This is a genomic window from Proteus alimentorum, assembly GCF_002607735.1.
Classification (GTDB): Bacteria; Pseudomonadota; Gammaproteobacteria; order Enterobacterales; family Enterobacteriaceae; genus Proteus; species Proteus alimentorum.
In genome coordinates, this window is sequence record NZ_NBVR01000001.1 from 23,571 (window position 1) to 50,049 (window position 26,479).

Annotated in this window: 31 protein-coding genes; 13 read left to right on the plus strand and 18 right to left on the minus strand. The window is 30.7% G+C overall.

Going from position 1 to position 26,479, the window contains the following annotated elements; translation table 11 throughout:
• Positions 1-38: 38 nt before the first annotated feature.
• The 3 genes from copD to ftnA form a co-directional block, all read right to left on the minus strand.
• Positions 39-935: a copper homeostasis membrane protein CopD gene (gene copD, locus B6258_RS00115; protein WP_099073596.1), complete on the minus strand. Its 897-nt coding sequence runs from the start codon at positions 933-935 to the stop codon at positions 39-41.
• Positions 935-1,327 (minus strand): copper homeostasis periplasmic binding protein CopC, encoded by a 393-nt coding sequence (copC, locus tag B6258_RS00120; RefSeq protein WP_023582413.1) that lies wholly within the window; start codon positions 1,325-1,327, stop codon positions 935-937. Before copC ends, copD begins: the two co-directional genes overlap by 1 nt.
• Before the next feature lie 437 nt (positions 1,328-1,764).
• Entirely contained in the window at positions 1,765-2,268 is a 504-nt protein-coding gene (gene ftnA / locus B6258_RS00125) for a non-heme ferritin (protein WP_099073597.1), read from the minus strand.
• A 701-nt stretch (positions 2,269-2,969) separates the two neighbouring features.
• Here ftnA and B6258_RS00130 point away from each other — a divergent pair.
• From B6258_RS00130 to B6258_RS00150, 5 genes are all read left to right on the plus strand, one after another.
• Positions 2,970-3,404, plus strand: a complete 435-nt coding sequence (locus tag B6258_RS00130; protein WP_072062602.1) for a universal stress protein — start codon at positions 2,970-2,972, stop codon at positions 3,402-3,404.
• A gap of 316 nt (positions 3,405-3,720) precedes the next feature.
• The gene (locus B6258_RS00135; RefSeq protein WP_099073598.1) at positions 3,721-4,101 is read left to right on the plus strand and encodes a DUF2628 domain-containing protein; all 381 of its coding nucleotides are present in this window, start codon (positions 3,721-3,723) and stop codon (positions 4,099-4,101) included.
• 227 nt (positions 4,102-4,328) lie between these two features.
• Positions 4,329-4,880 carry a class IV adenylate cyclase gene (gene cyaB, locus B6258_RS00140; RefSeq protein WP_099073599.1) on the plus strand — a complete coding sequence of 184 codons (552 nt, stop codon included), beginning with the start codon at positions 4,329-4,331 and terminating at the stop codon, positions 4,878-4,880.
• Between the two features lie 337 nt (positions 4,881-5,217).
• Entirely contained in the window at positions 5,218-5,817 is a 600-nt protein-coding gene (nqrE, locus tag B6258_RS00145; protein WP_099073600.1) for an NADH:ubiquinone reductase (Na(+)-transporting) subunit E, read from the plus strand.
• Between the two features lie 701 nt (positions 5,818-6,518).
• Complete coding sequence (locus B6258_RS00150) at positions 6,519-8,117, plus strand: methyl-accepting chemotaxis protein (protein WP_164996108.1); 1,599 nt, start codon at positions 6,519-6,521, stop codon at positions 8,115-8,117.
• A gap of 75 nt (positions 8,118-8,192) precedes the next feature.
• Here the strand turns inward: B6258_RS00150 and B6258_RS00155 are convergent, their stop codons facing one another.
• Positions 8,193-8,930 carry a phosphatase gene (locus B6258_RS00155; protein WP_099073601.1) on the minus strand — a complete coding sequence of 246 codons (738 nt, stop codon included), beginning with the start codon at positions 8,928-8,930 and terminating at the stop codon, positions 8,193-8,195.
• Positions 8,931-9,250: 320 nt separating this feature from the next.
• Between B6258_RS00155 and B6258_RS00160 the strand changes: the two genes are divergently transcribed.
• The gene (locus tag B6258_RS00160) at positions 9,251-9,688 is read left to right on the plus strand and encodes a type II toxin-antitoxin system HicB family antitoxin (RefSeq protein WP_099073602.1); all 438 of its coding nucleotides are present in this window, start codon (positions 9,251-9,253) and stop codon (positions 9,686-9,688) included.
• Positions 9,689-9,762: 74 nt separating this feature from the next.
• Here B6258_RS00160 and B6258_RS00165 read toward each other — a convergent pair whose 3' ends face one another.
• The 6 genes from B6258_RS00165 to B6258_RS17955 form a co-directional block, all read right to left on the minus strand.
• Complete coding sequence (locus tag B6258_RS00165) at positions 9,763-10,626, minus strand: lipase family alpha/beta hydrolase (RefSeq protein WP_099073603.1); 864 nt, start codon at positions 10,624-10,626, stop codon at positions 9,763-9,765.
• A gap of 229 nt (positions 10,627-10,855) precedes the next feature.
• The gene (locus B6258_RS00170) at positions 10,856-11,200 is read right to left on the minus strand and encodes an antiterminator Q family protein (protein WP_099073604.1); all 345 of its coding nucleotides are present in this window, start codon (positions 11,198-11,200) and stop codon (positions 10,856-10,858) included.
• A 264-nt stretch (positions 11,201-11,464) separates the two neighbouring features.
• Complete coding sequence (gene map, locus B6258_RS00175; protein WP_099073605.1) at positions 11,465-12,241, minus strand: type I methionyl aminopeptidase; 777 nt, start codon at positions 12,239-12,241, stop codon at positions 11,465-11,467.
• Between the two features lie 11 nt (positions 12,242-12,252).
• Positions 12,253-12,450: a ParD-like family protein gene (locus B6258_RS00180; RefSeq protein ID WP_036913277.1), complete on the minus strand. Its 198-nt coding sequence runs from the start codon at positions 12,448-12,450 to the stop codon at positions 12,253-12,255.
• A gap of 317 nt (positions 12,451-12,767) precedes the next feature.
• Complete coding sequence (locus B6258_RS00185; RefSeq protein ID WP_099073606.1) at positions 12,768-13,013, minus strand: hypothetical protein; 246 nt, start codon at positions 13,011-13,013, stop codon at positions 12,768-12,770.
• Between the two features lie 43 nt (positions 13,014-13,056).
• The gene (locus tag B6258_RS17955; protein ID WP_164996109.1) at positions 13,057-13,314 is read right to left on the minus strand and encodes a hypothetical protein; all 258 of its coding nucleotides are present in this window, start codon (positions 13,312-13,314) and stop codon (positions 13,057-13,059) included.
• Positions 13,315-14,187: 873 nt separating this feature from the next.
• Between B6258_RS17955 and yedE the strand changes: the two genes are divergently transcribed.
• Both yedE and B6258_RS00200 read left to right on the plus strand, forming a co-directional pair.
• Positions 14,188-15,273, plus strand: a complete 1,086-nt coding sequence (gene yedE, locus B6258_RS00195) for a YedE family putative selenium transporter (RefSeq protein ID WP_240531494.1) — start codon at positions 14,188-14,190, stop codon at positions 15,271-15,273.
• A complete protein-coding gene (locus B6258_RS00200; protein ID WP_099073609.1) occupies positions 15,248-15,514 on the plus strand; it encodes a putative Se/S carrier-like protein in 267 nt (88 codons plus the stop codon). Before yedE ends, B6258_RS00200 begins: the two co-directional genes overlap by 26 nt.
• Positions 15,515-15,716: 202 nt before the next feature.
• Here the strand turns inward: B6258_RS00200 and B6258_RS00205 are convergent, their stop codons facing one another.
• The 3 genes from B6258_RS00205 to B6258_RS17960 all read right to left on the minus strand — a co-directional run bounded on the left by B6258_RS00205 (position 15,717) and on the right by B6258_RS17960 (position 17,275).
• The gene (locus tag B6258_RS00205) at positions 15,717-15,938 is read right to left on the minus strand and encodes a DUF465 domain-containing protein (protein WP_099073610.1); all 222 of its coding nucleotides are present in this window, start codon (positions 15,936-15,938) and stop codon (positions 15,717-15,719) included.
• Positions 15,939-16,179: 241 nt separating this feature from the next.
• On the minus strand, positions 16,180-16,530 hold the full coding sequence (locus B6258_RS00210; protein WP_099073611.1) for an immunity protein Imm33 domain-containing protein: 351 nt from the start codon (positions 16,528-16,530) through the stop codon (positions 16,180-16,182).
• Between the two features lie 589 nt (positions 16,531-17,119).
• Positions 17,120-17,275, minus strand: coding sequence for a hypothetical protein (locus B6258_RS17960; RefSeq protein WP_164996110.1), 156 nt, complete (start codon positions 17,273-17,275; stop codon positions 17,120-17,122).
• Positions 17,276-17,477: 202 nt separating this feature from the next.
• Between B6258_RS17960 and B6258_RS00215 the strand changes: the two genes are divergently transcribed.
• Positions 17,478-18,125: a hypothetical protein gene (locus B6258_RS00215; protein ID WP_099073612.1), complete on the plus strand. Its 648-nt coding sequence runs from the start codon at positions 17,478-17,480 to the stop codon at positions 18,123-18,125.
• A gap of 263 nt (positions 18,126-18,388) precedes the next feature.
• Positions 18,389-20,356: an autotransporter outer membrane beta-barrel domain-containing protein gene (locus tag B6258_RS00220; protein ID WP_099073613.1), complete on the plus strand. Its 1,968-nt coding sequence runs from the start codon at positions 18,389-18,391 to the stop codon at positions 20,354-20,356.
• 76 nt (positions 20,357-20,432) lie between these two features.
• On the opposite strand, the gene B6258_RS00225 is transcribed toward B6258_RS00220, so the two are convergent.
• Together B6258_RS00225 and B6258_RS00230 are read right to left on the minus strand one after the other, a co-directional pair.
• Complete coding sequence (locus B6258_RS00225) at positions 20,433-20,936, minus strand: hypothetical protein (protein WP_099073614.1); 504 nt, start codon at positions 20,934-20,936, stop codon at positions 20,433-20,435.
• Between the two features lie 37 nt (positions 20,937-20,973).
• Positions 20,974-21,438 carry a hypothetical protein gene (locus tag B6258_RS00230; protein ID WP_099073615.1) on the minus strand — a complete coding sequence of 155 codons (465 nt, stop codon included), beginning with the start codon at positions 21,436-21,438 and terminating at the stop codon, positions 20,974-20,976.
• A gap of 286 nt (positions 21,439-21,724) precedes the next feature.
• Between B6258_RS00230 and B6258_RS00235 the strand changes: the two genes are divergently transcribed.
• Positions 21,725-22,129, plus strand: a complete 405-nt coding sequence (locus tag B6258_RS00235; protein ID WP_099073616.1) for a hypothetical protein — start codon at positions 21,725-21,727, stop codon at positions 22,127-22,129.
• Between the two features lie 191 nt (positions 22,130-22,320).
• On the opposite strand, the gene B6258_RS00240 is transcribed toward B6258_RS00235, so the two are convergent.
• From B6258_RS00240 to B6258_RS00250, 3 genes are all read right to left on the minus strand, one after another.
• On the minus strand, positions 22,321-22,656 hold the full coding sequence (locus B6258_RS00240) for a c-type lysozyme inhibitor (protein ID WP_099073617.1): 336 nt from the start codon (positions 22,654-22,656) through the stop codon (positions 22,321-22,323).
• A 123-nt stretch (positions 22,657-22,779) separates the two neighbouring features.
• On the minus strand, positions 22,780-23,181 hold the full coding sequence (locus tag B6258_RS00245; protein WP_099073618.1) for a subtilase family AB5 toxin binding subunit: 402 nt from the start codon (positions 23,179-23,181) through the stop codon (positions 22,780-22,782).
• 57 nt (positions 23,182-23,238) lie between these two features.
• Positions 23,239-23,898: a class I SAM-dependent methyltransferase gene (locus tag B6258_RS00250; protein ID WP_099073619.1), complete on the minus strand. Its 660-nt coding sequence runs from the start codon at positions 23,896-23,898 to the stop codon at positions 23,239-23,241.
• Positions 23,899-24,202: 304 nt separating this feature from the next.
• Between B6258_RS00250 and B6258_RS00255 the strand changes: the two genes are divergently transcribed.
• Both B6258_RS00255 and B6258_RS00260 read left to right on the plus strand, forming a co-directional pair.
• Positions 24,203-25,429, plus strand: a complete 1,227-nt coding sequence (locus B6258_RS00255; protein ID WP_099073620.1) for a phosphoadenosine phosphosulfate reductase — start codon at positions 24,203-24,205, stop codon at positions 25,427-25,429.
• Between the two features lie 12 nt (positions 25,430-25,441).
• A complete protein-coding gene (locus B6258_RS00260) occupies positions 25,442-26,083 on the plus strand; it encodes an IbrB-like domain-containing protein (RefSeq protein ID WP_099073621.1) in 642 nt (213 codons plus the stop codon).
• The last annotated feature ends 396 nt before the right edge of the window (positions 26,084-26,479 follow it).

Below are 26,479 nucleotides of genomic sequence, written 5' to 3' on the forward strand. Positions count from 1 at the left end.
TCACTTAAAAAATTAGGTTTTTTCGATTATATAACAATCTATACAGGTGAGTTAATCGCAAAGATAGCTACAGTAAAAATAACCATTGTTCCAAGTAATAGCTCAAGCCAACTATTTACTAGCAACCATTGAAAGTTATTTTTCTTACGGATATGAGGAACTAAAACATAGCGATTGATTACGGCTAAACCAAGCATTAACACCACCAAGCTAATTTTAAGCCATAACATACTTTGATATTCAGATGATAATTGTACTGCCGGCCATCCTGGAATTAACATAACAGCACTGATAATACCGGTAATAGTAACCAGTAAAACAGCAATATGACCAAAAAGTGAAAACTGCTTCATTGTACCAATGATAGGTTTGATCATCCCATCTGCAAGCTCATCTTTATTCCGTAAAAACTGTAAACAAGCAACAAATGGCCATAGACCACCAAACCAATACGCGGCACTAATAAGATGAATACTTTGATTAACTTTATAAAATATCGCTTCTGATCCTGTAAACATAGCACCATGACCAATTGATGCATGTAAGATCAACATAATTGAAGCAACAATTAATAAAGAGAAGTTACGAATATAGCGTTGGTGTATAAATAAAACGGCTAATGCAATGGTTGCTAATGCCAATTGCCATTGCCAAACTTGACCAAATGAAGTACCTAATACCGCTTTCCATATTTCAAATGACCAAGCGTCTTCCCATCCATCACCCATAATACCGGATTGCACCGCCATCCATAAATAAGTCGTAATAAAGACAGTAACAGTACTAATGGCTAATGCGGGGCGTAAACGAACTTGAATAAGAGGAATGAACTTATCTTTTGCAAGAATGGCAGCCGAGAAGCTCAGTCCGAACATAAACATGACTGCCACGAAATGGAAAAAACGGCATAAAATATAAACGTCTTCAGGTGTCATTATTTTACACTAAATTGATAAGAACCTTTTGTCTTGTGCCCATCAACAGAAACAACGTTCCAATTAACTAAATAATTACCTTCTGCCAAATCACTTTCTAGAGGCAGTAATAATTTGGTGTTGTTAACAGGGTCTAAACTCAGTTTTCCTACGGTGATTTCTTTACCATCGCTATTAGTGACTTTGATTTTACTAAAGGCTAATTCAATACCTTCAGAGAAGTCTAGCGTGATAACTTTAGGCGCTTGCGCTTGTTCAATAGCTGCACCTTCAGCAGGCAACTGTGATTTTAAGTGTGCGTGTGCTAATGCTTGTTGGTATGACATACCAAGGAATAAAACAGCAATAGCTGATAATTTACCCCAAGATGTCTTAAGTGTATTTAATGACATAATAACCTCTTAAATTACAGGTGATTTTTTTATTTATGAAAATATTTTATAGCAAATTTACGTCAAGATCTTCGCTTCTTGATATTAGAGATAAAAGGTTGTGAACTAGCACTCAAAATATATGTTATTTAGACCAGTTTCTGTTTCAAATATCACCCATTTTTACACTTCGAAAAAATATAATACCCATATTGACAGTCTAAACAGTTCAATACATAACCAAATACAACAAAAAGTAAAATAACCTCTCTGTATAAATAGCATTCAACAACTCTCTTTTAGGATAAAAAACAGACAATAAAAGTAAGGAAAGAGAGAAGAGATAAGAATAAAAATGGAGGTAAATAGAAGAATAAAAAAACGCCCTGCTATTTATTCACAGCAGAGCGCAATAATTCATTTATTAGCTTTTAGGCGATCTAAAGCTTTATTAATAATTAGACATGTGCAGATGTTGATAATGTGTTCAGATCTTTATCTAACAAGAATAAAGCTTTACCACTATCACCAACCATTGATAATTTATCTAGGATTGATTTGAATAATTTTTCTTCTTCATGCTGCTCTGCAACATACCATTGTAAGAAGTTAAATGTTGAATAATCCTGAGTTGTCATTGCAACATGTGCTAATTTATTAATCTCAGATGTAATATGTTTTTCATGTTCGTAAGTTTTATCGAACAACTCAGATAATGATGAAAATTCAGCTGGCGGAGCTTCAATCGCCCCAAGTAAAGGCATTGCACCTGTATCACTTAAGTAATCAAATAAACGGTGCATATGTTCCATTTCTTCACGAGAGTGAGCTTTTAAAAATTTAGCAGCACCATCAAATCCTTTATCGTCGCACCAAGCACTCATTTGTAAATACAGATTTGCCGAATAAAACTCTAAATTTAGCTGTTCATTCAATTTATTGATCATATCTTGATGTAACATATTTTACGTCCCTTGCGATGAAAATTAACATTATGGGTATTATGCACAGTTAAAAATAAAAATATAGCTATTTAAGTATGGTTTTATTTATTTTTTTAATGAATTACCCGTAATAAAAATAAAAACCAATCTCATTTGTAATATGCTTTTAATATTATTAAAAAGTTAAATAGCACTTATTATCATTAAGAATTAACTTGTATTTGACTGCCATAGGAAATCAATATAACATATTGAAATATATAGGTATTTCATTTCAATCTTGAATTTTATTTTTTTAGTTTCCATATTTATTGACTTTTTCTTTAGGATCCCAAAAAATCAAGATTCACATTAAATAAAAATTATATTTTATATTATTAAAAAACATTAAAAAATAATTTTTACCCTATATCAATAAATATATACAAAGTAATATCTATTATAATCATCATTAGAAAAATAAAATATTCTTCTATTACTTATTATCATTCCTTTTTTTATAATTTCTATTTGATATTGCTACACATTCATTTGCTCAGATAGCCGATTTTTCACTTTTTTCATATAAAAAAATACATAACTCTCAAAAAATAAAAATAATTTTAATTTTTGTGTAGTTTTTCATTTTGACTGATAAGATTAGTAGGTAACTCATATTTGTATGCACAAAAATTAATATTAAAGCCCTAATCATAATAAAAGGTCAATTAGGAGCCACTATGACAAAAACAGTGTTAGTACCCGTTGATTTTACAGAGCTTGGTTTATTAGACAAGGTTGTGTCTCATCTAAAAGCATTGTCTGTCGCTGACAAATTGAATATTCATTTTTTATCAGTCATTCCAAGTTATGAGTCTTTTGTCGGATTTGCATTCGCAGGCCAAGATAGACTAGCAAGTGACAAACAACGTATTGAAATAGCATTATCCACACTAAAAGAAAATTTATCGCACATTGATATTCCCAATAGTACAACGCAGTTTTATGTGTCTATAGGTAATCCTCGCGATAAAATTTTAGAAACCGCAAAAAAAATTCAAGCAGAGCTGATTGTCATTGGCTCTCGTAATCCTGGTATGAAAACGTATCTTCTAGGATCTACTGCATCTTCAGTGGTCAGTTATGCAGAATCATCTGTATTAGTCGTGCGCTAATTACCCTCTTCCTGCATCCATAAGAAATCTGGTATTCGTAATAAGCCAGATTTCTTATTCTTTTCACCATAAAACCTATTCAAAATGATATTTTATTTCATCGTTCTTATTTTTAAGAGAAATCATTAAAAATATATTCTGAAACAATAAGATAATTATTAAAAAAAGACTAAAGGCACAGTCACTTTAACGTTTTTTATATAAACCTCCATACTAATTATTTCTTAATAAATTTATATTGTTCATGGTGTTAAATTATGTAAAGATACTTTTTTTATTAAGGCTAAATTTAATCAACAGGGTAAAAGGAATTAAAATGAATAAAGAATTTTCTGAAAAATGGCAAGAGCGTTTTTCATTTTTCGATAAATATGGTTCACCTAAAACACCAGAATTTAAAGCCGCTTATAAAGAGCTTTCTTTTGGTAAACGTATTCTCATTGGAATGAATATCTGGGCATTTTTCTTTGGTTTTATTTACTTTCTTATTTTAGGTTTATGGCGCAAGGCATTAACATTATTTGCTATTAACATTGCTATATTTACTATTATTAGTTTTTTACCTGTAAATAATGGTGTTATCAATGCTGTGGGCATCGCAGTTAACATTTTATGGGCTATAACCGCCAACTATGCATACTACTTAAAAGAAACCAAAAATGATCAAAGTTGGAACCCGTTTGAAGGTGTTCTGTAATAATAAAGGGGTCTATGCCCCTTTTTTTTCTTTTACCTCTTCCTTTATTAATAACACTATATTCCCTTCTCATTATTTCATAGTAATTTTATTCATCACTCTCTTTTAATATTTTCATCTAATTTGCTGAAATAGAAAATAATAAAATAACACTAAAAGTTCGTTTTTATCCCAGAAAGACACTTTGTTAATGCTATAATTCGTTAACGCTAAATTGGAGTAAACGTATGTCTGAACACTTCCAAGGTAAATTTGAAGCTGAATTAAAATATCACCTTCAAAACCCACAAAGTTTTATTAATGAATTAAAAAAAGCAGGAGCCACATTATTCACGCCTGAGAATAAAGAAACAGATTGGTACATGGAACATGATGATACTGATTTTTCAGCTCCAACTATCAGTTTATGTGTAAGAAAAATGCTACCCGCAGGAATAAACCTTCTTATCGTTAAAGGCCCTGATTTATCGCAATGTGAAGCTGTTCGTATCGAAGATGCAGAAAAAACAGTCTCTATGTTTACGACACTTGGCTACCATTGTATTCTCAATTATACAAAATCAAGAGAAATCTATTTTCTAGATGAGTTTCATATCACTATTGATAAATTAGATAAATTAGGTTCATTTGCTGAATTTGCTATTATGACGGACGACCAAAATAAACTCTCGCTCTACACTGACCAACTAAGGCATTTAGCCGAAAAGTTTGGGTTTACAGAAAAAAATATTGAGAAAAATAACTATAAAACACTCATGTTAAACAACCTAAAATCATAAATAAATTTATTCAGTAAACATCTCTATAAAAATAATCAAAAATTTTCTCATCTAAGCATCGAGATCTTATCAACAGATATTGGTGCTTTGTCGTTTCTAACTCTTTTTTATCTTATTCACTAAAAATAAAAAAATGAGGCTTCAATTAGAAAATTTATTTGAATGCCATGTTTATCATATTTATCCCATAATTTTATTTTTCTTATCTTAAATAAACTTCACTCTTAGCCAAAAAATGTCATTCAGATCTAATTTTAAAGATATTTTTGCAATACCACTTATATTAATACACTGTTTTTACTAGAATTAGTAAAAAAATATATTAATAGGAGGGTTTATGCTTGAAAATTACCTTAATATCTTTATTAAGGCAACTTTTGTTGAGAATATGGCACTAAGTTTCTTTTTAGGAATGTGTACTTTTCTTGCTGTTTCTAAAGAAGTAAAAACCTCATTAAAACTAGGTCTTACTGTAACTGCCTTACTTATTATTGCTACACCTATCAATAATTTAATCTATCATTTTATCCTAAAGAAAGATGCGATAGTTGAAGGTATTGATCTTAGCTTTCTTAGATATATCACTTTTATTGGCGTTTTAGCTGCATTAGTTCAAATTTTAGAAATGTTTTTAGATAAATTTATCCCTTCACTTTATCATTCATTAGGGATCTTTTTGCCTTTATTGACTATTCATTGCGCTATCTTTGGTGCCACTATTTTTATGGTTGAACGTGATTACACATTTACAGAATCTGTGATATATGGTGCAGGATGTGGTATAGGCTGGTTGCTTGCGATTATCGCCCTCTCAGGTTTACGTGAAAAAATGAAATATTCAGACATCCCGAAAGGATTGAAAGGACTGGGGATCACATTTATCACAGTAGGACTAATGTCACTTGGTTTTATGTCATTCTCTGGTATTTCACTTTAATCGCTTGTTTTTATCTTTAATCTTATGTGAATTTTCATACATCATTAAGATCATTATCGATATGATCTTTATTTATAAACGGAAGGGTTATATACCTTCCGTTTATAGCAATTTCGTCTATTTTCTTATTTTTTCTCTATTACAATCTTTTTATCTTCCTCTCACCCATAACGTTAAATTCTCTTATTTATTCTATTATATAAACAAAAAATAATTTAATTTATTGTTGTTTTAATCATTATTACTTTTTTATTTTATAAATAGAAATACTTCCATTATTTAAATCTAATTGTTTAAAAAACAACTAGCCAATCACATAAAATTAATAATAAATCAACAGGTTAACTATAATCCATCACGATATTCTCTTTTGTATCATTTTTATTCTTTATCTTTAACTTTTAATATTTAAGAAAAATTAATTAAAAATCAAAGTGTTACAAGACAAATAAATACATTTAATAAATTTATTAATCAGGACAATAAATAATCATAAAGAATATTTATAAAATGCCGATACTATTTTTTAGTATTTGAAAAAATCAAAAGGATATATGGCATTAAATCAAAGAGTGACCTAAAAACATATTTTCATTTGTTTTTTTAATTCTTTGTCTATACCAGTTACAGGAAGTAAAAATAAAACTTAAAAATCAATAAATTACACAGTTATATTTTTATGAAAAAGGAAATAACATTACATGTTTAAGAACTTCAAACAACGTTATTTGCCAAACGTCTCTTTTAATATGTCGAGTTTAAAAACAACCACTTTAGTTTGGCTTATTACAGGCTCTTTGATCTTACTTCTTGGGCTAGCCTGTGTTTTATTCCTCTCTTCAGTTAATGATTACAAGAGAAACTTAAACACGCTAAATAATATCTACCATGAACAATCACTATTAAATAATACTTGGGAAAATCTACTACAAACCCGTAATACCTTAAATAGGGCTAGCTCTCGCCACTTATTAATCATTAATAAAATGGCTACCGCAAATACTGACATCTCTTCATTATTACAACAAACTAAAGAAAAACTTCAGAGCGTTGAAAATGGATGGAAAAGTTTCAATAATTTTCCTCATAATGTTGAAGATCAGACTTATATACAACAATTAGAGCAAAAATATACTGAACTTAATACAGCACTTATTGAATTTTTAGCCTTTCTAGAACAAGGAAAAACATACGAGTATTTAAATCAACCAACACAAACCTATCAAGATAATTTTGAGCAAGCTTATACTAACTATCATCAACAGTTAGAAAACTATTACACAGCTTCATTGGATGAAGGTGAATTACTGTACGATAAAATTATTTATAGCTTAATCATCATTTCAATATTAATTGTTATTTTTTCTTTCTTAGTTCAAGTTGTACTACGAAAAAACTTTATTTTACCTTTAAACGCTATAATGAAAAATATCGAAGATATTAGTAATGGAGAATTAGCGACCGATGTAACCACAAAAGGTTTATTGGAAATAAATATTCTCACTGCTAATATTCAAAAAATGCGAGATCAGATAAAGCGGATCGTCAATAACATCAATAACAGCTCTGGCCTTATTAATTCAGAATTAAGTGATATTGCGGTTATGAACAATAATCTTGCTATTCGTGTTGAGCAACAATCAGCCGCCGTCCTAGAAACCTCAGCAGGAATACGACAATTAAGCGTTACATCAAAACAACATGCAGAAAATACACAAGCATCATGCGATTTAGTAACAAAAACAGATACAATGATCCATCAAAGTAATGAGATGCTCGCTAATGTTGTTGAAAATATGCATGAAGTTGTCACGTTCTCTGAACAAATTAACGATATTACCTCTACGATCGACAATATCGCTTTCCAAACAAACCTATTGGCTTTAAATGCTGCCGTAGAAGCGGCAAGAGTAGGTGAACATGGAAAAGGTTTTGCGGTTGTTGCTAAAGAAGTAAGAGAATTATCCATTAGCTGTAATTTGGCATCAAAAGAGATAAAAGTCCTTGTCGCTAATTCAAGTAAAAAAATAAATCAGTGTTTTCAGCTAGCCGCTAACGCAAACGATAATATGATAGATATTTCTAAACATACTGAAAATATTAATGAGATGATCCACGATATTTCTATTTCTACAAATGAACAAAGTAATGGTATTGCCCAAATTGAAGATGCAATAAATCAATTAGATCAAACAACACAAGCTAACTCAACAATGACACGAGAATTAGTCAGTTCATTAGATTCTTTGCAAACACAATCAGATAGGCTAAAACAAGAATTAACTGTTTTTCATCAGTAAACGTTAAAGTCTATCCACATCATGAAAGCTATCTTAATCTTAGGATAGCTTTCTTATTACTGATTTAAACCAATATTAAAAATGGCTAAATTCAGGGATCTCTTTTTTACCGTGTGATTTTAGAAAATCTAACACCCTTCTTGGAGTTACATTTAATATACGCTCTTGTGGAAAATCTATTTGGGCTAATACTTCTAATACTCGATCAAAACTTCCTAGTGAAGAAGCAATGTGTGAATCAGAGCCTAATGCAATTAAACCTCCTGCATCACGCACGGCTTTCGCTATTTCTATGCAATTTTTCTCACTACCTACTCTAGAATGAATAAATGATGAGTTATTCATTTCTAAAGCAACATTATAAGTAGAAGCTGCTTTTGCAACTTCAGCAATATCGATTGGATATTTCGGATTACCTGGATGTGTAATCATTTGAACACAACCACTTGCTATTGTTGCAATTAACGCTTTTGTATTATCAACAAGACCTAATGAACTCATTACTGGATCATGAAAACCAGCAAGCACAATATCTAATTTCTTGCTCATTTTCTCACTACAATCTGTTTCGCCTTTAATATTTTTAATATTCGCTTCTATACCATAAAGAATACCAACACCATCAATAATACGAGGGATCACTGGTAAGTTAGAAAAATGCCATTCATGAGGTGCATCATCCATATCTGGGCCATGGTCAGTAATTGCAAACAATTGAATTCCCTGCTTTTTAGCTTGTTGGAAATATTCACTAACTGTACTGTAAGCATGTGTACTAGCAATAGTATGAGCATGTAAATCAACAGGATACATAAACAACTCCTTTCTAAAAACACCTTATGAGCATCGATAAGATGGATTTTCTTAAATATAAGATCTACCTAAAATTAATTATTAATTTCAGTAAAAGTACGTAACAACCAACAAGCAATGTACTATCTACTTTACTTTTTCTCACATTAGTAAGAAATGAAGATAAATTTTGATAAATATGCTTTAATCTTTAACATACTATTTAATATCAAATAGATAAATAAAGTTTCACTTTAGTACTATACACAAGAATTTTGAAAACACATTATATTGTGCCATTTCATTTTAAATCTGGTTTTCAACTTTATAAAAGGTTATTTATGTTCAACTATCCAGCAGTCGCTCATTTTGATGAAGAAAGTGAAACTTACGAAATTACCTACCGTGATTTTGATAATATACACGCTGTTGCTTATACAGAAGATGATATTGAACTAGAAGCCTCTGATATTTTACATGTAGGCCTTGAAGAATTTGTTGCGAGTAAACTGCCTATTCCTGCCCCATCCAGAGCACAATCAGGTGATTTTATTGTCTATTTACCTCTGATTAGCTGTTTAAAAATTGCATTACATAATGCGATGTTAGAAACAAAGACAAAAAAATCTGATCTTGCAAGAAAGATGAATTTAACGAGTGCACAAATAGAGCGCTTACTTGAAATTAATCAAACCTCAAAAATAGACAGTCTAGAGCAAGCACTTTATTTATTAGGATATTCTATTTCTGTCAGCGTTAATAAAGATATTAAACAATAGTATTAAATAAAAATGGCTCTAAATCGATTAGAGCCATTCGGACTAGATTATTTCACAACAAGTACTCAGGATAATTAAAGCTTTTTACTTGCTAAAAAATTCGCATGGTTTGTATAAATAGCAACAATATTTTCACCACGCCCTACTAACCCTGCAACCTGATTCACCATATCCAGATGATCTTCAGCATAATCATCTTTAATCAGTTTACCTAAACGCATACTTGTACGACCTACCAAACCATCATTTTCACGTTCAGTAAAGAATGCACTTAATACACGCATTGCTGCATGAGTAGGATCCAGTAAATTGCCTTTTTCACCCGCAATCAATCCTTGGATATAGCTACCAAATGAATAATAGTGAACGCCATTTACGACTTCTTTACCTTCACCACCACGAATGGCAGGCAGCCCTTGTGGGTACTTTTTATTAAATTCAGTTACATTTTCAGTTGTTAACGCTTCTAATGCAGCAACGGCATCTTGTGGATTGCCACGATTACCTGAAAATGCAGAAATAATAGTACCAATAGCTTTCATTACTGCATCAGCAATATATTCTGGCACACTATCCTTGCGCATAATACGTCGTACTAAATCTGCAATCTCTGAGCCATGGTTTACACCATTCACAGAAGTAACAGAAGCAATGTTCTTCGCATGTTTTGCAGCAACATAACGGCAAGCTAATGGGCCTTGGCTATGGCCAATTAAATTTACTTTTTTTGCTTTTGTTTCTTTGAGAACTTTTTGCACAAATTCCCAAAGTTGTTCACCACGAACTTCGTTAGAGTTAAATGCAGAAAGAGATGCAGTGAAAACTTTATGACCATCCTTTTCTAAGGCATCCGCGATGCCATAAAAATAAGGATAACCGACGATATCATCAAAACCTGATAAGCCATGAACTAAAATAATTGGATATGTAGTTGACATATTTTCCACTCCTTGGGTTTAAATTAATCTATTTAATTTGCTAAACATCCTATTAGCAATACTTAAAACAACATTTAGAATACAAAATTTAAAATACAATCTTTGACGTACAAAAATTATAGTAAACATCGTATTTTGATACCTTAATTGCTCTAAGTGTTATAAGCATAATCTCTATTTTACGATCGTAAAGCATTATTTTTATCAATTCTAAATTTTATTTATAATCTTAATTAACACCTGAGAAAATCAGCATACCTTCAATCACACCTTCTGCTTTTTTCAGTTTTTTTCCAATATAAGTATCTGAACACCGCTCATATTTTGCAAGCTGAATAAACGTTTTACCAAAAACATAATAATTAATAAGCAACTGATAATCCTCTTTATTGTGCATCATCAACCTTCTCATTAAATCATTGATAATATTAGCATTATGATGAGTACATTTTTTTCTTAACTTTATACGTTCTGGAATAAGCTCTTTTTTATTATTATTCAATAAATTAATAGCATTTTGATCATTGGCTATCCATGATCCCCACTCTTCTAAAGTTTTTGAAATGTTTTCCATATTAACATCCTTATTTTTCCATAGAGAAATAATCGCGTCCTGCAATCGTTTAATAACAATCCATTAATACTTAATGAATATTGATATTAATATAGTGTTCAACGTATAATTTACAACTTGGATTTATAAAGATATTGATTTTTGAACTTAATTTATTGATAGAAATGAAAAATAAAGGAGATACTACTAGCCACTTTAATTAAAAACCAAATCTATAAAGAGTATTTTCTCTTAAAATGGCTATAAATGATAAAAGAGTAATAATTATGGTAATACTTCTTCAGGACGTAAAGTGAGTACTTCATACCCTGTTGCTGTTACTAAAATAGTATGTTCTGATTGAGCTGATAACTTTTTATCTCTTGTCACAACAGTCCAACCATCTTTTTTAGTTTTTATTTTAGCGCCGCCTTGGTTTATCATTGGCTCAATTGTAAAAGTCATACCTTCTTTTAATTCAACACCTTGCCCTTTGATACCATAATGTAGTACCTGTGGTGCTTCATGCATCTCTCTTCCTATTCCATGCCCACAGTATTCTCTCACTACACTATAACCATGACTTTGCGCACAGCTTTGAATAGCATGTCCAATATCGCCTAATGTCGCCCCCGGTTTTACTTCCTTAATACCTTCCCACATTGCTTGATACGTTGTTTTTGCTAGTTTTCGCGCAATAGGAGATGCCTCTGGCATAATATACATTTTACTCGAGTCAGCAATAAATCCATTTTTTTCTAGTGTAATATCAACATTAATAATGTCTTTACTTTTAAGACGCTCATCTGATTTTGGTACGCCATGGCAAACAACTTCATTGATAGATGTATTTAACACATATTCATAACCATACTGCCCCTTACTTGCTGGTCTTGATTGAAGTTCATTGACAATAAAATCCTCAACTTTATCGTTAATCTCTAGTGTAGAAACACCTGGTACAATAAAATCATCAAGCATTGTAAAAACTTTCGCCAATAAACGCCCTGACTCCCGCATTAATTCAATTTCATCAGCTGTTTTAATCGTTATTTTATCCACTTTTTTTCCTCTTATTCTACTTCTTGCTTAATGGCTTCTTTTTCCAGCATTTCATTGATAATCATTGGAAACGTTTTATCTGGGTTTAACTCTGCTTGAATGCCAATTTTTATCCAAAACTCTGCCTGAGCATTAACAGAGCGTGACATTACATTGCTTGCTTTTCGCAAGTACTCATGTAATTCATCAGAAATTTTTACAATACCCACGCCAATCCTTATATACAGATCATAATAAAACATATACGCTCTATAATAGAATCAAACTCTTCTTCTTTCAATTGCTATTCGATACTGATATAGGCATAAAATGCCTAAATCAGAAAATAAGGAAAATAAGGAAAATAAGGAAAATAAGAGGAAATAAAACTCAAAATAGAGAGATCCTATTTTTGCTTTTCATATACTTCATTATAGCCATACATAAATTTATAACACTTGGCTTCAAACTATCTTTATTATTAATAAGATCTAAAAAATCATTATCAGCCAGTAGTCATTACTGGCATAGATAATAGTGTTAATTTTTAATAAGAAGCCATGATCTGTAAATCAGGTTTTTCTCCTCGCATAATAGCCCGCTGTTGTTCATGAACAGCTTCATTAATTGCTTTTTGCTCTCCTGGTGTTCGAGTATTCTTACCACAAACTAATGCAGAACACACTGGGCTGCCTATTCTATGGTTTCCTGAATTACCCGTACTAAAAGTAACGTTATCAGTAGTACAGCCTAGTAATAGAAAAGATAATAAGAAGGTAATTGCTATACGCATAATTTTTCCATATAAATTAAATTTTTAAACTGGTATTAAAATATTAATAGGCATCAAAAGTATAATGTGGCTTTTGTTTCCATTTGAATTCAACTGTTTGTTTTTTTTCATTCCAAATAGGCTCAGGAACTGGCATGGTAAAGCTTATTTTTTGAATAGGCTTTAATGTTGAATTATTATTATTTAAATACTGATTGTTTATTGATGGACTTTTCTCATTCAAACCAACTTTAAAAACTTGTCCAAGTCTTTGTTTTTCTTCTTGCACTTCCATTTCAAAGCGAGATTGTTTTCCTAACATAAAAACCAAGTTATTATTAACTGCGTGACTATCAAGAGTGGGATTATCGGTGTGTGTTTCAATTGATTTAGACTCGGTTGCTTTATTAGTGGTACACCCTGAGCATATAAATACAGAAAGTAATAAAAATAAAAAGTAATACATAAATTGAATATCAATAAGAAATAGGAGTAATAATTATTCCATAAAATTGATTCATCAACAAAATAAATTTCACTACTTATATAAAAAATAAAGAAACCCTCTCATAAAATGAGGATAGAAAATAATTTAAGCTATTATTTAGCAAAAAATGAAAAATAAAAAAGTGACCTAACCTAAATAATTGGAGTTATAAGATCACACTCATTCGCAATTAATAAGAATAAAAAAATCACGTTCAACCGGACTATATAGTAACTGACTATATTAAACTATTATCATATAGAAATAAAAAATCTCTATAATTTTAGCTATTATAAGGCTTATCGCAATAAAATAAAATTTATTGACCTGATGACATTTTTTGCCATTAACTCAAAGAATAATAAAATATGGGTAAGTATTATCTTAATTAAACTCATGGGATAATTATGACAAGATTTCACCCGTAATTACAGATGCATATAAAAAATGGAAAAAAGAAGTAAATAATTAAATCCCTTTCTAAACGTCATTTGATACCCTACATTATTAGCAATAAGTTATTTAAACAATAATTAACTTATTACTCATTACATTAACATTTTTATATTCTAAAAAACATCTTATCTGGTTTATTTATTTTGACGTGATCTATATAAAAGAATAATGCGTTATTCTTATATATAGTTGCTCCGTACTTAATAGGTTCTATTAGTCAGGGGGGAACACCCCCATCAACGGAGGTTTTTGATGTCTATAAAATGGGTTTTAATCCTATCTGGGTTTATTATTGGTGCTATTGCGTTACTTCTTGGTATTAACGGAAATCCACCTAATATGGGTGTTTGTGTCGCTTGTTTTATTCGTGATAGCGCAGGAAGTATGGGCTTACATCACACCGAAACGGTACAATATCTCCGCCCTGAAATATTCGGTTTTATTCTTGGTTCATTTATTGCCGCACTTATCTTCAAAGAATTTCAATCGAAGGCAGGCTCTGCCCCTATTATTCGTTTTACCCTGGGTTTTCTCATGATGGTAGGCTGCTTAGTTTTTTTAGGTTGCCCATTAAGAATGGTACTTCGTATCGGCGCTGGTGATTTAAATGCTGTAATAGGATTAGTTGGATTAATAATGGGAATTGGCATAGGCAGTTTATTTGTTAAAAAAGGATTTTCTCTCCCAAGAAATTATAACCAATCATCTATAGAAGGTTTTATTTTACCTATTATATGTATATTCCTATTTGCTTTATTCTTATGGAATAGTGATATATTCAATGCCAGTGTAAAAGGTCCTGGAGCAAGTCATGCACCAGTATGGATGTCTATCATCGCCGGACTTAGTATTGGTTTTATTATTCAACGCACAAGGTTTTGCTTTATTGGGATGGCCAAACATGTATTTTTATCACGCAATTATAATATGGCGTTTGGTGTAATCACATTAACACTCGTTGTTTTTTTGGGTAATCTCTATTTAGGCAAATTTAATCTTGGTTTTGAAAATCAACCTATAGCCCACAGCGATGGACTATGGAATTTTCTCTCTATGGTGCTTGTAGGCTTATGCGGTGTACTCATTACGGGATGTCCATTACGACAACTCGCTAATGCAGGTCAAGGTAACTCAGATGCCGCTGTAAGCGTAATGGGCATGTTAGTGGGGGCAGCATTTGCTCATAACTTCTCTTATGCCTCAAGCCCCGCTGGTGTTACAAATAATGGTAAGCTAGTTATTATTATTGGTTTGTTGTTTGCTATCATTGTTGCTGCTATCTACACCTATGCTGTAAATAAAGCGAAAAATAATGGAACTAGCAAAAATGACGCATAACTATTTATTTCTTTTTCATGAGCAATACGCAGTGAAAAAACTTCAGCAACAACTCCAACAAGATAATTTCTCCTCAAAAATTATAGATGCTCCACGAAAAATATCTTCAGAATGTGAGTTAGCCGTATCCATTTATTTTTCTGACGATGAAATGTATAAACATTATATTAATGATAACGTTAGAGCTATTTATAAAATAAATTCAAATCATTTCGATTTGTTTTGGAAAGATGAATTTTGACATAAAACATAATTAAATTATCATTTTTAGAACCTAGGCAGTTAAAAGGCTACATCAGTAGCCTTTTCTTTATAAATAAAACCAAGTGGTTTATATAATTTTATATCAAAAATAAATTATCTTTCTAAAAACGAAAAACCATCCTTTTTAGTTGGATGGTTTCTGCATCTTTATGTATTTATAGAGTACTTATTTTTATTACTTACTCTTCTTCCGGTGGATTTTTGAGGATTTGATGAATTTCCTCTTTCAATTTTAATTTTTGTTTTTTTAGATCAATAACTTCTTCACCATATCCTCTTCTATCTTTATGTTCTAATCTAACAATTTTATGGTCAAGTTCGTTATGTTGATCAAAAAGAGCACGAAAATGGGGATCAGTCTGACGAAGTTTTGAAATTAAATCACGATATTCTGGAAACATAAATAGCTACCTTCCTTATTAATTGTGAATTAAATACTCTTATAATATTTACCTAAACTGATTAACCTGTCATTGTCTTTATGTTAAAAGTAAGACCAATATCAATTAATATTTTTAAAACAACTTAATTTTTTATATTATACATTTTCAACATAGTTGTGAAACTTAATGATTAAGAACATATAAAATGTAAATCTACTTAATCTACTTAATCTAAAAATTACAAAATAATGATAAATACTTATTCATTTCTCTCTTCAAACCAAACATCTTCATATCCGTCTCTATCAATAATAAAATTATACCCTTCTGGTAGGCAAAGATAATTTATTACTTCAGGTAGCAGTTCTCCCAAATGTTCCGTATGCAATGGTTGATAAAAGTTATCCTTTGCACAATACTCCTCACAATAGAAAAACCAACTTATAGTTCCACCTTCTGAATGCCTTATGCGTGTACCATAGATAGGATTACCATTTAGATTATCTAAAGCAATCGCCACCATTTCTTCTGGTTGTTGAGGTAAAACACCGTATCTTTCACACATTATTTTCTGTTGTTCAGAAATAAATAATTTATCGTTTTTATTCATGCTGTATCTTTAATTTTTAAGAAATATTCGAGAAAAAGTTTATTACTGCTTGATTATAATCAGCTTGTTGTTATCTACCAAGTGTTGATAAAAGAGAACATGGATCTCTCTATTTACGTAACAAAAAGTAAAAAATAAGCAAATCTACGAAACGCCACATGGCCAAATGAAATGAAAAAACGTCAATTTGTCTTAAAACTAGACGACATAAGGCATAAAAACACTTTTTACTAAAAAAAAAGCATTTATTGTTAATTTATAAAATGAAAATTCACTACATTTATACCGATCTCCAATAGTTTTTTATACCCATCTATTCGAGTCACTAAGCCCAATGCCGCCACATTGGGCTTTTTTATTAGCAATAGTTGTTGATATCATTGAAATAATAATTGAGAAGCAAGCAACCCAATAAAACCATTAACATTCCCTTTCCCACTATTTTTTAGTTTTATTTATATCCATACCTATTATCTTAAAGCTTAATGGGCATAAACTATAAACCATTATTGCTATTACGACTCAATTTTATTGTATAAATAATAAAATAAAAATACCGACTCAATTCCCTTTTTGTCGGCATTAGTAATTATTTATTAGATGAGATCTCTTGCTCTTGTAATTTAGAAAGTGCTAATTCTTTCATCCAATCAGCAAGTAGTGGTGCTGTTTTTATTGAATCCAATAATGCACGCTCTTTTTTTGTTAAACGAATAACAATCACTTCTGTTTTCATTGTAGACATAATAATTCCCCATTTGTAAAAGAGAAAATATTGGCACAAAACAGTAACAGAACGGTCTGACTTACACTGTTTTACAAAATCATCATTTAAAGATGATTTGCAATACACTATTGATAGGATATTTGCGATATAGTTCGTTGTTTATATTTAAAAAAAATATTAGTATATTCACGACAAATTAGAAAATAGATAGGTATCATTCATGTTTCTAAACCCCAAAAAAACCATAAAAGCCAATATAAGAAAAAGAAACTCAATTTTTCCTGGTTTAGGAACTACATATAGAATTAGTCTTTCTGATGACGGGCCTTCACCACAAGAAATTCAAAAAATAGAATTTAATAAATTTGCAGATAAAGCCGTTGATGAAGTCTCTACAATGATCGGTTGTTTTGAAAGATCGGAGAAAAAAAGCAAAAGCCCTAACTCTGATAAACTACTGCATTATAAGAAATTAGACAATGAATTTCTTAGGCTTACTGTATCATTTTTTCAAGTTATTCAAGAGATTAAATATTCTGGCGATACAAGTCAACACGCAAAAAATAGAATTACCACCTCATTATTTGGGATAACTCGCTGGTTAGATAATAAATACCCATCATGGAATAGTGAAAGAGCTGAAGTAGAAAGAAACGGTAAAGAAATTGAGAAAAGAGTTAAAAAAGAATTCAAAGCAAAAAGATTTTATAAAACCAAATTTGCGATTTTAGCTGTTGCCACTTTTTTTGCTCCCTTTATTTTTTGCTGGTTTTCTCTACAAAAAAAATATCCTAAATGGTTTAAAGTTATCAGTTTCTTATGGGCTATATTTTTTGCTATTTTAGCATACAGAGCCCCAAAAATATAATAGCTAACTATCATAATATTCTTTTTTAGCTTATGGTATTTTACTTAAATAAAAAATGCCATAAGCCAAATAACCACCTAATATATATTATTCTATATAGTAAATAATTACATTTTTCTTTAATAGAATTCACCTTAAGAAAGATTATATTCTAAATATAATCTTTTAAGTTTATTTAAATTGATAAAAAAAACAAACACCATAATCATTAAGCATAAATTAGCTGTTTTTCACACAACAAAAAACAAAACAGGTCATATTTTATGCTATTGAATAAACATTTTAGTAAAAATATTATTACTATAAGTATATTATCTTTCTTAGCTGGTTCAGCTTATGCCAAAGAAAATAACACACAGCATTTTAGTCTCTCTAATAAGGAAATTACCTCTAATTCAACTTATAGTGATACAACAAACCTTTATATAGATAAAAGCCACGAAATACAAAATATTACTCTTGCAAACCAGGCAGTATTAAGAATGTATGGTGATAGCCTAGCGATAGGCACTATCGTTAAAGATGATGCTAATATTAGTATGTATACATATGGTAAAAAAGAAATCGGTATTCCCACTATTAAAGATACTATAATAACAGACACCAGTAATATTGATATGAGCGCAAATTCATCATCTATAGGCAAGCTATTTATAGATAAAAATGCTGAATTATATATTGATAACATTGATGCTGAATCTACTGATGTATCTAAAAATGATCCTGTCCCTTCAGCTAATATTTTTATAGAAAACTTAACACTAGCAGGTAAAACATATATTGTACCTTCATGGAATGAAGATTATGGTGATGATGGTGATGCCCCTAGACCAGAAAAACCGGGCCCAGAATTAATCACTCATATTAACAATTTAGAAATGCAAGCTGGTAGCCAATTTGAAATGGATCATTACGCTTCTGGTATGCAATTCAATCGACTTGAATTAAAAACGCTCACTGGTGAAGGTACTTTTATTTTAAGCAGCAGCTTAGCCGATGGTTTAAGCGATAATATTTATATTTCAGATCATGCAACTGGGCATTTTGGGTTAAAAATAAATGATAGTGGAGAAGAAATTTCTGATCCTAAAAAAACTCAATTAGTTTATGTAAATAGTGGTGATGCTGATTTTAACTTATTAAATAAAGACGGTAATGTTGAAGTTGGTGTTTGGAAATATAAATTAAATAGCAAAACTAATGATGGCCATACAGAATGGTATCTTGTAGGCGGAAAAGCTGGCGAGCAAGATACTTCTAAACAGCCTGATACTTCTAAACAGCCTGATACCCCTAAACAACCTAATGTTACCCAGCCGATATTAAGCAATAGTGCTCAAGCTATTATTAATATGGCCTCAGCACCGCAGCACATATTGAGTATTGAGACGAGTACTTTACACCAAAGAATGGGTTTTTTACGTGAAAATAATAATGATCTCGGCGTATGGGTTCGTTATTTAAACAATAATTCTCATTTGAACGATAAAGGTTATAGCCAATTCCATTCAAACTTAAATGGAATGCAAATTGGTATAGATAAGAAAATAGCCATAAATAATGATCAATTGCTATTTGGTTTAATGACTTCTTATACTAAGAGTAAGATCAAATCTGACAATATCAATAATGGTGATATTAATAGCTATGGCGGTGGTATTTATTTAACTTGGCTTAATCATTCTGGTTTTTATGTAGATTCTTTATTTAAAATGAATCATCTTCATAATGAAATCAATACTAATATGAATGAAGGTAGAAAAGTTAAAGGAAATTACAATCAAAATGCAATTACAGCGTCAACAGAAATAGGCTATCCTCTTGAGTTTTCAAGCGCACTGACACTTACACCATACAGTCAGATCCTTTATTCTCATATTGGTAAGTCGCATTATTTGTTAGAAAACGGTATGAAAGCAAACATCCACAATGCTGATAGCTTAAAAGGTGAATTAGGATCCATATTAGAAAGTAATTTACTGATTGCAAACCACAATGTTAAGCCTTACATAAAAGCAGCAATATCTCGTGAATTCATTAAAAGTAACGAAATAGAGATTAATAACATATCATTTGATAGTCATTATTCTGGAAATATTGGTAAATATGGTGTTGGTTTAACAACTAATATAGGTAACGATGCCCTTTTCTATACTGAAATAAATTATCAAAATGGCAATAAAATAGAAACTCCAATATATGCGACAGCAGGCTTTAGAATGAGTTTTTAATAATTTTATTGTTTATATTATAAAATTTACACATAAAAACCTCCTTATTTAATGAGGTTTTTATCTCAGTTTCATATTAGTATGTTTCTGCTGATATCAACTCAAAACCTAAAACATTTGTTTTCTTAAAAACCACTGCATTTCCAGTTTCATCAATATTACCGTAAACAATTTTAGCACAAACCTTTACTTCACCTTCACTTTCATCATTTACTTTTATACCAGAACATGCTCTTCTTCCTTCTACGTATGAGTAACTAGACTTATAGCTACTTATTTCTCCACGAGTAAAATAAACAATATTAGAAATTATGAAATATTCAATAATGAATATAACCATAATTAATGCTAAAGGAAAAAGTAATAAGTTTTTTATTTTCTTATTAAAAGTTGGTTTTTTATATATGAAAAAAAAGCATATTAACGAAACAATAACAGAGATCACCAATGCTATTTTAATCGATACATTTGAAATTATAACATACTCTTTAATTTCAAATTTCCAATAAAAAAACATAGCCATAATAAATAAAATTGAAAATGTATAACTGAATAATTGTGAATATGAATATTTTTTCATACCACTCCTCATTTATTTATTGTGAATAAAATAATAATTATATTATTAATTCACCATTAAATGTATAAGTACAACAAGAACAATATATTGGTATATTTCCCTTTTCAAAGGAAGAATTTACTTTCTGTAAATATCCTTTTTCATCAATATATAATTGTGAATAATAAGAACTATCACCAATACGCACATACTCGCGTTTTTCAGTATGATCTAATGAAACCATCCAGTATATTGGCTCTGGTTTATCTAAACGTTTAATCGCTTCACTAAAAACATCGTTCCATAAGCAACCGACTTTATTTAATAAAAAGCGAAATAACGGTGTGTAGTCATAACCTCGCATCACCTTTCCTTTCATTGATAAACGAACGATAGAGAACTCATTTATCTTTTTATATTTAGCTCTCTCCCATTTATATTTTCCACCCATATGATGATCGCAAGGATGAGTCCGTGTTGTTGTATTTTGCTTTCTGTATAATGGTTTTTTATCATATTTCATTAATCACCTATAAAAATTATAATTACTTATCAATTAGATTTAATTGTTTTACAGATCATTATAATTTTTCTTCATCCTACTTTAAAATTTTTATTTGCATCAAACTTCAAATTTATCAATTAAAAAATATTTATATTGCCAAAGGTTAATTTTATGAAACTTAATCCCACCTCGATTGTGATGCTATTATATAATACTCAAATTTGTTAGTATCATTTTTTAATTATATTGCTACTATTACAATAGACTTTAATTTAGAGATACAAAAACTCATAAGAATCATACTATGTATAATACTCCTGCTCCACGTTATGAAACTGCTGTTGCAATCAAACAACTCGCCACAGATTTGAACTTACCTAATGAGCATTGGATGCAAGATTGGGCTTATATTGTTTCGATCCCTCAACATATAGATAAATATATTTCACATTATAAGAAACTGTCTAATGATGACCAAAAATTTACACTGATGATGCTTATATTACAGGCACTAGAAGAACAGGATACTCAAATTAATAAATATAAATCAGAAGTTAGAGAATTATTACAGCACGAATATCCTCTACATGTATATACTATTTTTCATTGGTGTAGCTTCGATAATGAAGATTTAAATGACTGCTGGAGAATTACTCAAATGATGCGAGAAATATTTATATCCATGAATACACTTAAAGAATCGGATTAAATATATCGAAAAAGATCACCTAAGTGATCTTATAAAGGAATGAATAATATTGATTTGATAGCCACCATTAATTCAGCAAATCTGTTTAACGTTTAAGTTGGGTTTTGTAGGTAAACATGATGAATACAAAAAAGGTCACCGAAGTGACCTCTATGAGAGCGCTAAATAATTTTTAATAAAACTAGTGACAATTAACCCGCTTTGCACCCACTCAATACTGGTTTGTCTTTTCCTTCAACTAAATCGGCATTATCACCTTTAGTATACAACTTATATGTATAAGCTTTATTCATCGCCTCATAGTTTGCACCAGAAGCCATTTTCATGATTTTCATTGGGATCATTTCATCCATTTGATTAATGATCGCATAGCTATCCTTGTCTGTATTTATATAAATAACTTCCATTATTTGATTATTTTCACATGCATAAGATACTTTCGTTATCTCATCAGCATTATCTGCCATGGAAAAACTAGAAGACAAAATACCGACTGCAAAAAAAATACTTTTAAATAAAATTTTCATATAGTCCCCTAAATATCATTAAGTTAGTATTTATAGCGTATTCTTTTACTCTCTCTAATTTAAAAAAATCTATCTGAAATTCTAATGGGATTTATCCAATTTATAAAACTGAATATTAATCAATTAGTTGTCTTTTGTTGGCCCCATACAACGACTATTATGACAACTAGCGAACCCTGCTATCGCTTTATTTGAATATATTCGAGTAAATTTTGGATGTGTCCAAACATTAGGTTGAACATATAACCTAAAGCTTTTACCTGTTGTGTAGTAATAATGAGCTTGCTGAAAAAAGTGTTCATAGGAAGAAGCCCAATCTGACTTGTTAGATACTGCACAGGCAATAAATTCACCACCATGATTCATCGCTTTAACACAAAAATACCGACCATCTTCAATTTTTCCCGAATTAAAATCGGTTAATGTGACATTAGAATAATATTCTATATTATGACTTAATGTATCTGTGGCAAATGCGGTTGGTGTTAATAATAAAAAGGTAAAAAACAGACTACGTGATAACATACTGTTCCTTAAGAAAATAAAGATAAAAAAACCTACAATTCAGAATAATATTTCTTATTATTTTTTATTCTTCGCGGTGAACAAAGCTACTGTACCTTGTACATGTATAGAGATGTCATGGAATAAATAAGAAAGCATTTCTTCTAAAGACTCGGCAGAATCAGAATAATTGCAAAAAATACCTTTTTTGTTGTAAATAGACATTAATTTTTTACCAAAAGAATTATGTTTAACTCCCTTCCCTAAAATCGTTGAACCATATAAAACCCCTTTTTCTGTCAGTAGATAACTTATATTTTCTATCGCTTTTTTCTTATCATCCATTGTTCCTGGCAAGCAATGTAGTAAGTAAAACAAAGAGATAGAATCATAAGATGTATTTAATTCATTAGAAAAAGGATGAAAAACATCATGCTGAAGGCAATTTATTAATTTATCATCAGGTATATATTTTTTAGTATGTTCCAAACTGTGTAAGTTAAGATCAGTCAATGAGATTTCTTTTATATAATTTAATGATTTTTTTAAATAAAATCCCGTTCCAACACCAATATCCATATGACGATCACCGAGATGATTTTTAAAATGTGGAATTAAATATTTATTCGTGTCACAGTGCCATGCATAGCTATTAGAAATATTAAGTACCCACCAATCGTATAGCTTCAATGACACTGGTGTATATACTTTGACTCCATTATGTGTACTTAATGTCATACAATACCCCATCATAAAATGACTATTTTATTTTTTATTTATTGTATGAATAGTTGAAAATACCGAATAATAAATCAGGAAATATTTTTAAAACATTATCGACTAACTAAATCACTTACTTTATTTCTAATAATTATAAAATAAATTTTTCATTGCTATAGATTGTCAATAATAACAATGAGATATAATTATTTATTTCATTTTTCAAACAAACTTCAGTAACAACTAGTAATCATCACTTACCCTTATAGTCTAAATGTGATTAAGTAATAATACTATTAACTAACTTATTCTGGTGATAGTTATGTCTTGCAAACACAAAATTCCTCTTGGAAAAAACGTGTTAGATGCCACTCAAACACGGATTGAATGGTTGTTTGACACTTTTGAACAAATCTCTCTCTCCTTTTCTGGAGGTAAAGATTCTACTGTTCTTTTTCATCTGGTTGCTGCTGAAGCGAGAAAACGACATCGAAAATTCAACGTCATGTTTCTTGACTGGGAGGTGCAATACTCCGCTACCATTAGTCATGTTGCAAAAATGAAGTCTTTGTATGAAGACTGTACCGAGCGATTTTATTGGATAGCATTACCTATAACGACGGAAAGCGGGATCTCACAATATGAACCTACTTGGACGGCTTGGGAACCAGAAAAAAAATGGGTGAGGCAGCCGCCAGAAGACGCAATTACCGATCCAGACTTTTTCCCTTTTTATCATCCGAATATAATTTTTGAAGACTTCACACCGGCATTTAATCAGTGGATCACCGGAAATCATCGCAGTTCAGTCATTTTATTAGGAATTAGAGCCGATGAATCATTAAATCGCTTTATCGCGATCAATAATAACCAAAAATTACGTTATGCCGATGACATCCCATGGACAACAGCATCACCTGAAGGTTTTTATTATATGGCCTATCCTATTTATGACTGGCATGTAAAAGATATTTGGACATATATTTCACGTTTTAACCTACCCTATAATTCTATTTATGATCTCATGCATCAAGCTGGGGTTAGTTTAAGCCAAATGCGCATTTGTGAACCATTTGGCCCTGAACAACGTAAAGGGCTATGGTTATACCATGTTTTAGAACCTGAGACGTGGAGTCTCGCCTGTGAACGAGTGAGTGGTGCTGATGCAGGTATGTTATACACCCACCCTCGTAATAAATCAGGTTTTTTTGGGCAACGTAAAATGAGTAAACCCGCCCATCATACATGGAAATCTTACGCCCACTTTTTACTAGCGAGCTTACCAGAACAAACCGCTGAACATTACCGAAATAAAATCGCAGTTTATCTTCACTGGTATGCGGAGCGAGATTATCCAAATGGAATACCAGATGAACAAGACGGTGATACTAGCAGCAAACAAATCCCGTCTTGGCGACGGATCTGTAAAACTATTTTACGTAATGATTTTTGGTGTAGAACATTAGCATTTAGTCCTACCAAATCACACTGTTATGACAGGTATTTCAAACGTATACAGGAAAAACGTAAAAATTGGCAGTTGATTTAACAAGAGGTGAATATGACTATTGAAACAGTGTTTTCTTCGCTAAAAGATTATTTACTAAAACTCAATGATGAGCAAAAAATCGAAGCTATCAACAAAATTAAACTATTTCTTCATCAAATGAGTCCGTTCAAAAATGAACCTATAGATTGCGTTCTTTGGATAAAGCAAAATCAAGTCATAGCAAATGACTACAATCCTAATGTTATGTCTCCGACAGAAAAGAGATTACTTAAAACCTCATTGATAAAAGACGGTTATACTCAACCCGTTGTAGTATTATGTTCACAACAAAATAAAACTAAACAATTGCAATGGCAAATCGTTGATGGCTATCATCGTTATTTATTAAGCAAAGAAAACGCCTTAAAAAAACGAATTAATAATTATTTACCAATTAGCATTCTTGATGTTAAAAACCACACAATGTCGGATCAAATAGCAACAACTATTCGTCATAATCGCGCAAGAGGACAACACCAAGTCGCAGCTATGTCAGATATAGTTAGAGATCTATCCCGATTGGGATGGAACGATAAGCGGATTGGTGATGAATTAGGTATGTCACAAGATGAAGTATTACGCTTAAAACAAATCAGTGGGTTAGTAGAATTATTTTCAGAACGTCATTTTTCAGAAGCTTGGACAGTAAAATAAGAAATAATTGTTTTCTACCGACAAAACTAATCAATTCAAGTTTGAATTAACCTAATTCAAAACCCTTACAAAAATAATTAAGGCTACACATAATGCGTAGCCTTAATCTTATTCACGTTATTTAACAAAAAGGTTTTAACTGGCAAATAGTAGAGCCATTAATATGGCATTATTAATAGTATCTAATTCACATTACGTTAATTGCATGCTAGCGAATTTTTTGGTAACCCTGCTATTTTTTTCGCTTGTCGTTCTACTTGGTACTGATAATGTAGTGACTAACACTTCTAAATTTTGATTATTCATAATTACCCCTGTCCACTTCCCCTAAAATAAGACAGCTATAATTAGATTTTCTGCCCTTTAATTTGCAGAGGTCATGATGAAAAAAGTCCG

Coding starts and splice junctions, on each gene's coding strand:
- copD (WP_099073596.1), bottom strand. CDS start 935: ATGACACCTGAAGACGTTTATATTTTATGCCGTTTTTTCCATTTCGTG.
- copC (WP_023582413.1), bottom strand. CDS start 1,327: ATGTCATTAAATACACTTAAGACATCTTGGGGTAAATTATCAGCTATT.
- ftnA (WP_099073597.1), bottom strand. CDS start 2,268: ATGTTACATCAAGATATGATCAATAAATTGAATGAACAGCTAAATTTA.
- B6258_RS00130 (WP_072062602.1), top strand. CDS start 2,970: ATGACAAAAACAGTGTTAGTACCCGTTGATTTTACAGAGCTTGGTTTA.
- B6258_RS00135 (WP_099073598.1), top strand. CDS start 3,721: ATGAATAAAGAATTTTCTGAAAAATGGCAAGAGCGTTTTTCATTTTTC.
- cyaB (WP_099073599.1), top strand. CDS start 4,329: ATGTCTGAACACTTCCAAGGTAAATTTGAAGCTGAATTAAAATATCAC.
- nqrE (WP_099073600.1), top strand. CDS start 5,218: ATGCTTGAAAATTACCTTAATATCTTTATTAAGGCAACTTTTGTTGAG.
- B6258_RS00150 (WP_164996108.1), top strand. CDS start 6,519: ATGTTTAAGAACTTCAAACAACGTTATTTGCCAAACGTCTCTTTTAAT.
- B6258_RS00155 (WP_099073601.1), bottom strand. CDS start 8,930: ATGTATCCTGTTGATTTACATGCTCATACTATTGCTAGTACACATGCT.
- B6258_RS00160 (WP_099073602.1), top strand. CDS start 9,251: ATGTTCAACTATCCAGCAGTCGCTCATTTTGATGAAGAAAGTGAAACT.
- B6258_RS00165 (WP_099073603.1), bottom strand. CDS start 10,626: ATGTCAACTACATATCCAATTATTTTAGTTCATGGCTTATCAGGTTTT.
- B6258_RS00170 (WP_099073604.1), bottom strand. CDS start 11,200: ATGGAAAACATTTCAAAAACTTTAGAAGAGTGGGGATCATGGATAGCC.
- B6258_RS00185 (WP_099073606.1), bottom strand. CDS start 13,013: ATGCGTATAGCAATTACCTTCTTATTATCTTTTCTATTACTAGGCTGT.
- B6258_RS17955 (WP_164996109.1), bottom strand. CDS start 13,314: ATGTTAGGAAAACAATCTCGCTTTGAAATGGAAGTGCAAGAAGAAAAA.
- yedE (WP_240531494.1), top strand. CDS start 14,188: ATGTCTATAAAATGGGTTTTAATCCTATCTGGGTTTATTATTGGTGCT.
- B6258_RS00200 (WP_099073609.1), top strand. CDS start 15,248: ATGGAACTAGCAAAAATGACGCATAACTATTTATTTCTTTTTCATGAG.
- B6258_RS00205 (WP_099073610.1), bottom strand. CDS start 15,938: ATGTTTCCAGAATATCGTGATTTAATTTCAAAACTTCGTCAGACTGAT.
- B6258_RS00210 (WP_099073611.1), bottom strand. CDS start 16,530: ATGAATAAAAACGATAAATTATTTATTTCTGAACAACAGAAAATAATG.
- B6258_RS17960 (WP_164996110.1), bottom strand. CDS start 17,275: ATGTCTACAATGAAAACAGAAGTGATTGTTATTCGTTTAACAAAAAAA.
- B6258_RS00215 (WP_099073612.1), top strand. CDS start 17,478: ATGTTTCTAAACCCCAAAAAAACCATAAAAGCCAATATAAGAAAAAGA.
- B6258_RS00220 (WP_099073613.1), top strand. CDS start 18,389: ATGCTATTGAATAAACATTTTAGTAAAAATATTATTACTATAAGTATA.
- B6258_RS00225 (WP_099073614.1), bottom strand. CDS start 20,936: ATGAAAAAATATTCATATTCACAATTATTCAGTTATACATTTTCAATT.
- B6258_RS00230 (WP_099073615.1), bottom strand. CDS start 21,438: ATGAAATATGATAAAAAACCATTATACAGAAAGCAAAATACAACAACA.
- B6258_RS00235 (WP_099073616.1), top strand. CDS start 21,725: ATGTATAATACTCCTGCTCCACGTTATGAAACTGCTGTTGCAATCAAA.
- B6258_RS00240 (WP_099073617.1), bottom strand. CDS start 22,656: ATGAAAATTTTATTTAAAAGTATTTTTTTTGCAGTCGGTATTTTGTCT.
- B6258_RS00245 (WP_099073618.1), bottom strand. CDS start 23,181: ATGTTATCACGTAGTCTGTTTTTTACCTTTTTATTATTAACACCAACC.
- B6258_RS00250 (WP_099073619.1), bottom strand. CDS start 23,898: ATGACATTAAGTACACATAATGGAGTCAAAGTATATACACCAGTGTCA.
- B6258_RS00255 (WP_099073620.1), top strand. CDS start 24,203: ATGTCTTGCAAACACAAAATTCCTCTTGGAAAAAACGTGTTAGATGCC.
- B6258_RS00260 (WP_099073621.1), top strand. CDS start 25,442: ATGACTATTGAAACAGTGTTTTCTTCGCTAAAAGATTATTTACTAAAA.